This is a genomic window from Clostridium drakei (assembly GCF_000633595.2).
Taxonomy (GTDB): Bacteria; Bacillota; Clostridia; order Clostridiales; family Clostridiaceae; genus Clostridium_AM; species Clostridium_AM drakei.
In genome coordinates this window covers 1-4,640 of the sequence record NZ_JIBU02000091.1, presented here as the reverse complement: position 1 = coordinate 4,640, position 4,640 = coordinate 1, and the positions used below count along the sequence as shown (strand labels likewise).

The following is a 4,640-nucleotide window of genomic DNA, read 5'->3' as shown; positions in this document are numbered from 1 at the left end:
TATAGTGCCGATGGTACTGCAGGGGAGGCTCTGTGGAAGAGTAGGTCGTTGCCAGGTAAAATTTGGCTGGATAGCTCAGTCGGTAGAGCAGAGGACTGAAAATCCTCGTGTCCCTGGTTCGATTCCTGGTCCAGCCACCAAAAGTCTTAGACAAATGTCTAAGACTTTTTTTAATTCAATTATTAAATAGTACATAAAGTAAATAATTTAACTTTTCTATTAATGTTAAAAAAGTATTAATAATAATATATCATTAATACTTTTTTTATTTGATGCTAATAGTAAATTCATAATTTTTTGATAAAAAGGTATAAATGTGGTATAATTTTACTCAAATGTTATATTATTATTTGTAGTTTTTTTAACAATTTTAATTACTATTATTATAGTTAATGCGCATTAGCGCATAAAAACGATTATTAATGTTTTAATTCTACAGTCAAAAATGTTTTGAATAAATTTATTATTATAGAAAGGATGATTATTATGAATTGGGAAAAAATATATAGGAGTAAGTTGGTAACTGCAAAAGAGGCAGTTTCTAATATAAAGTCTAACAGTAGAGTAGTTGTAAGCATTGCAGTTGCAGAACCTACAGAGCTTATAGATGCATTAGTTGCAAATAAAGAAAATTATGAGAATGTAGAAGTAGTACATATGGTAGATATGGGAAAAAGTGAATATGCACAAGAAGGAATGGAAAAGTATTTTAAATACAATTCTATATTTGTAGGAGCTAGTACTAAGGATGCTGTTAATTCTGGGAGATCAGATTTTACTCCATGTTGTTTTTATGAATTACCTGGATTATTTAAAGAGGGATATTTACCTGTAGATGTAGTATTAATTCAAGTAAGTAAGCCTGACAAACATGGATATTGTAGTTTTGGAGTATCTAATGATTATACTAAACCAGCAGCAGATTGCGCTAAAATTGTAATTGCAGAAGTAAATGAAAATATGCCTAGAGTATTAGGAGATTCATTTATACATGTATCGGACATAGATTACATAGTAGAAACTTCACATCATATAATGGAGTTAAAACAGCCTAAGATAGGAAAGATTGAAAAGGATATAGGGCAATATTGTGCTTCATTGATTGAGGATGGCTCTACACTTCAACTTGGTATAGGCGCTATTCCAGATGCGGTACTTTTATTTTTAAAAGATAAAAAGGATCTAGGGATACATTCAGAAATGATATCTGACGGTGTAGTTGATTTGGTAGAATCAGGTGTAATTAATAATAAGAAAAAAACTTTGGAGCAAGGAAAAATAGTTGTAACTTTCTTTATGGGTACAAAAAAGCTGTATGATTTTATAGATGATAATCCTATGGTAGAATCTTATCCTGTAAGTTACGTAAATGATCCTACAGTTATTATGAAAAATTCTAAAATGATTTCGATAAATTCATGTGTCGAGGTGGATTTAATGGGACAAGTATGTTCTGAAAGTATAGGAATGAACCAGATAAGTGGAATTGGAGGACAAGTTGATTTTATAAGAGGAGCTAATATGTGCAAGGATGGTAAAGCTATTATTGCTATACCATCCACCGCAGCTAAAGGAAAAGTTTCTAGAATAGTACCTTTACTAGAAAAAGGTACACCTATTACAACATCAAGAACAGATGTAGATTATATTATTACAGAGTATGGTATTGCTAGACTCAAGAGTAAATCTTTAAAGGAAAGAGCTAGAGCATTGATAAATATCGCGCATCCAAATTTTAGACCTTGGCTTATAGAAGAATATGAAAAAAGATTTAGAACTAAATTTTAAATATATACAACACAACTTTAAAAGCGTGGTTAAAAAGCCACGCTTATTTTAAAAATTAAAATGGTTTTGAACTATAATAATTGGTTTTAAATGGCTAGAATGTACACATTAACATCCTTGTAAACTTGAAATTTAAATGTTATAATTTATGATAAATTGTGAATTATTTATCCAATATTGATTTTTTTTATCTCTATGAATAAATGATTAAGGAGACTATTGATAATGGATCTATAATTTCAATTATAAAGTTACATTGAATATACATTCATAAATTATCTAAATAAAATTAACATTTAATTTAACCAAGATTTTTTCAATTAGAATTAATTATGAGAATAGGGGGATTATTGAATAAGTCCTTATATGGATAATTGTTCAATGAAAAATTATGATAGATGAAGGTAAAATTAAAACTGCGGTTAGAATGATTATTGAAGCAATAGGTGAAAATCCAGATAGGGAAGGGTTACAGGAAACTCCTGATAGAATTGCGAGAATGTATTCTGAAATATTTGCAGGTTTAGATCAAAATCCAGAGAAGCATTTAAAGAAAATTTTTACTGTAAAAAGTAATGATATAGTATTGGAAAAAGATGTACAGTTTTATTCTATGTGTGAGCATCACTTGGTTCCTTTTTATGGAAAAGTGCATATAGCATATATACCTAATGGAAAAGTTACAGGATTAAGTAAATTGGCAAGAACTGTAGAAGTATTTGCAAAAAGACCTCAATTGCAAGAAAGGTTAACTGGACAAGTTGCTGATGCGATAATGGAGTATTTAAATGCTAAAGGAGTTATGGTAGTAATAGAAGCAGAACATATGTGTATGACAATGAGAGGTATAAAAAAACCTGGAAGTAAAACTGTAACAGTAGTTACCAGAGGAGAGTTTCATGAGAATTATTCTCTAAAAGATGAAGTATACAAAATGATTAATCTTTAAAATAGGTTAATTATTATCAAGGAGTTGCGAGCTATTGGATAAAATTAATTCTATTTTAAATAATGAAAATTTTAATGAGTATGTTAAGAAAAATAAAAGATGCGAAAAAGATAGAAAATTTTGCAAACATAACATACAGCATTTTCTAGATGTAGCAAGAATAGCATATATACTAGTGTTAGAAAATAAAATAAATGTTAGTAAAGATGTTGTATATGGTACAGCTCTTCTTCATGATATAGGAAGATGGGTTGAATATAAGGAAAATGTACACCATGAGGTTGCTAGTAGTAAATTAGCAAAGGAAATATTAATGGCATCTGGATATGAAACTGAAGAAATGAATATGATTTTAAATACAATTTTAAGTCATAGAGAAGAAGAAAATGAAGAGAACAGTTTTGGTTATATATTTTATTTAAGTGACAAACTTTCAAGAAACTGTTTCTATTGTAAGGCTGTAGATGAATGTAAATGGTCTGATGAAAAGAAAAACTATACTATAAATTATTAATTTTATAGTATAGTTAATTTTAGTATAATAGGTAAATTGCGAATAACTAACACATCTAAAATTAGGAGGGAAAAATGAAATGGATAAGATGTATATAGAAAACTTGCAAATTTATGGATTTCATGGTGTGAATCAACAAGAAAAAGATTTAGGACAAAGATTTATTATATCTGCAGAACTTTTTTTAGATTTAAAAGAAGCTGGAGAGAGTGATAATTTAAATAAAACAGTAAATTATGCAGAATTATGTTTTGAAATAGAGGAACAATTTACAAAACAAAAATATGATTTGATTGAAAGTGCAGCTGAAAAGCTTGCGGAATTTATTTTGTTAAAGTATGAAATAGTGAAAAAGATAAAATTGAAAGTAAAAAAGCCTTGGGCGCCTATAGGTAAACCAGTAGAGCATGTAGCTGTAGAAGTTGATAGAAAGTGGCATAAAGTATATATTGCAATAGGATCTAATATGGGAAATAAGGAAAAAAATTTACTTTCAGCTATAGAACTAATAAATAAATCAACTGTTACCAAAGTTATAAGTGTATCAAAATTTTACGAAACAGAAGCTGTAGGATATGTAGATCAGGAAAATTTTTTGAATGGTGCGATAGAGGTAAAAACACTGTTATCACCTAAAGATTTGATGAAATTTTTGTTGGAAAAAGAGAAAGAATTAAAGCGTGAAAGAATTATTAAATGGGGACCTAGAACAATAGATTTAGATATTTTACTATATGATAACTTAGTGACTTCTGAAGAAGATATTGTAATTCCACATCCAAGAATGGAGGAAAGGATGTTTGTTCTAAAACCATTATCTGATATAGCACCTTATATTGTACATCCTTTGTTAAATAAAAGAATTGTGGATTTGATGAATAAGTTTATAGAGCAAAAAGCATAATAAAAATAAACTTTTTTGTAAAGAAACAATATATTTAAGCGTAAACTTGTCCTAGAGTATCTTTATAAGAAATATGAAGCAAATTATCAAAAATTATATTCATTTATAGAATAATATCAAAAAAATAGAGAAAACTAAATATACTAGTATAAGTTTAAGTGGTATCATAATACATGTTGCTGAGCTGATTAATGCTTTTATCAATGAGTTTTCAGTGTAAATTCACTGATAAAATATAAAGTTAAGTGATACAATTTGTGAGCTGTATGATGCAGCAAGCTTAACAAAAAAGAATTTGAAAAAAAGTTCTTGACAAGGTTAAGCAGACATGGTAAGATATAAAAGTCGCTGAGATGCGGCAAGATCCTTGAAAATTAAACAGAGTGAAAGTAAGATATAAATCTTATTTTAAATAAGCCAGTATTAGTTAAACTAACAAGTTTAACGTCAATAATTTGAGTACAGATTAAACTTTAAAATTGAGA

General features: G+C 28.3%; 4 protein-coding genes and 1 tRNA gene. All 5 read left to right on the top strand.

The window, feature by feature from the left end; translation table 11 throughout:
* Window positions 1-64 precede the first annotated feature (64 nt).
* The 5 genes from EG57_RS0224765 (at window position 65) to folK (ending at window position 4,155) form a co-directional block, all read left to right on the top strand.
* A tRNA-Phe gene (locus EG57_RS0224765) sits at window positions 65-140 on the top strand.
* A 346-nt stretch (window positions 141-486) separates the two neighbouring features.
* A complete protein-coding gene (locus EG57_RS0224760) occupies window positions 487-1,788 on the top strand; it encodes an acetyl-CoA hydrolase/transferase family protein (protein ID WP_032079745.1) in 1,302 nt (433 codons plus the stop codon).
* Between the two features lie 394 nt (window positions 1,789-2,182).
* Window positions 2,183-2,737, top strand: coding sequence for a GTP cyclohydrolase I FolE (gene folE / locus EG57_RS0224755; protein ID WP_200880612.1), 555 nt, complete (start codon window positions 2,183-2,185; stop codon window positions 2,735-2,737).
* A gap of 34 nt (window positions 2,738-2,771) precedes the next feature.
* Entirely contained in the window at window positions 2,772-3,251 is a 480-nt protein-coding gene (locus EG57_RS0224750; protein WP_032079743.1) for an HD domain-containing protein, read from the top strand.
* A 79-nt stretch (window positions 3,252-3,330) separates the two neighbouring features.
* Window positions 3,331-4,155, top strand: coding sequence for a 2-amino-4-hydroxy-6-hydroxymethyldihydropteridine diphosphokinase (gene folK / locus EG57_RS0224745; RefSeq protein WP_032079742.1), 825 nt, complete (start codon window positions 3,331-3,333; stop codon window positions 4,153-4,155).
* Window positions 4,156-4,640 lie beyond the last annotated feature (485 nt).

Coding starts and splice junctions, on each gene's coding strand:
- folK (WP_032079742.1), top strand. CDS start 3,331: ATGGATAAGATGTATATAGAAAACTTGCAAATTTATGGATTTCATGGT.
- EG57_RS0224760 (WP_032079745.1), top strand. CDS start 487: ATGAATTGGGAAAAAATATATAGGAGTAAGTTGGTAACTGCAAAAGAG.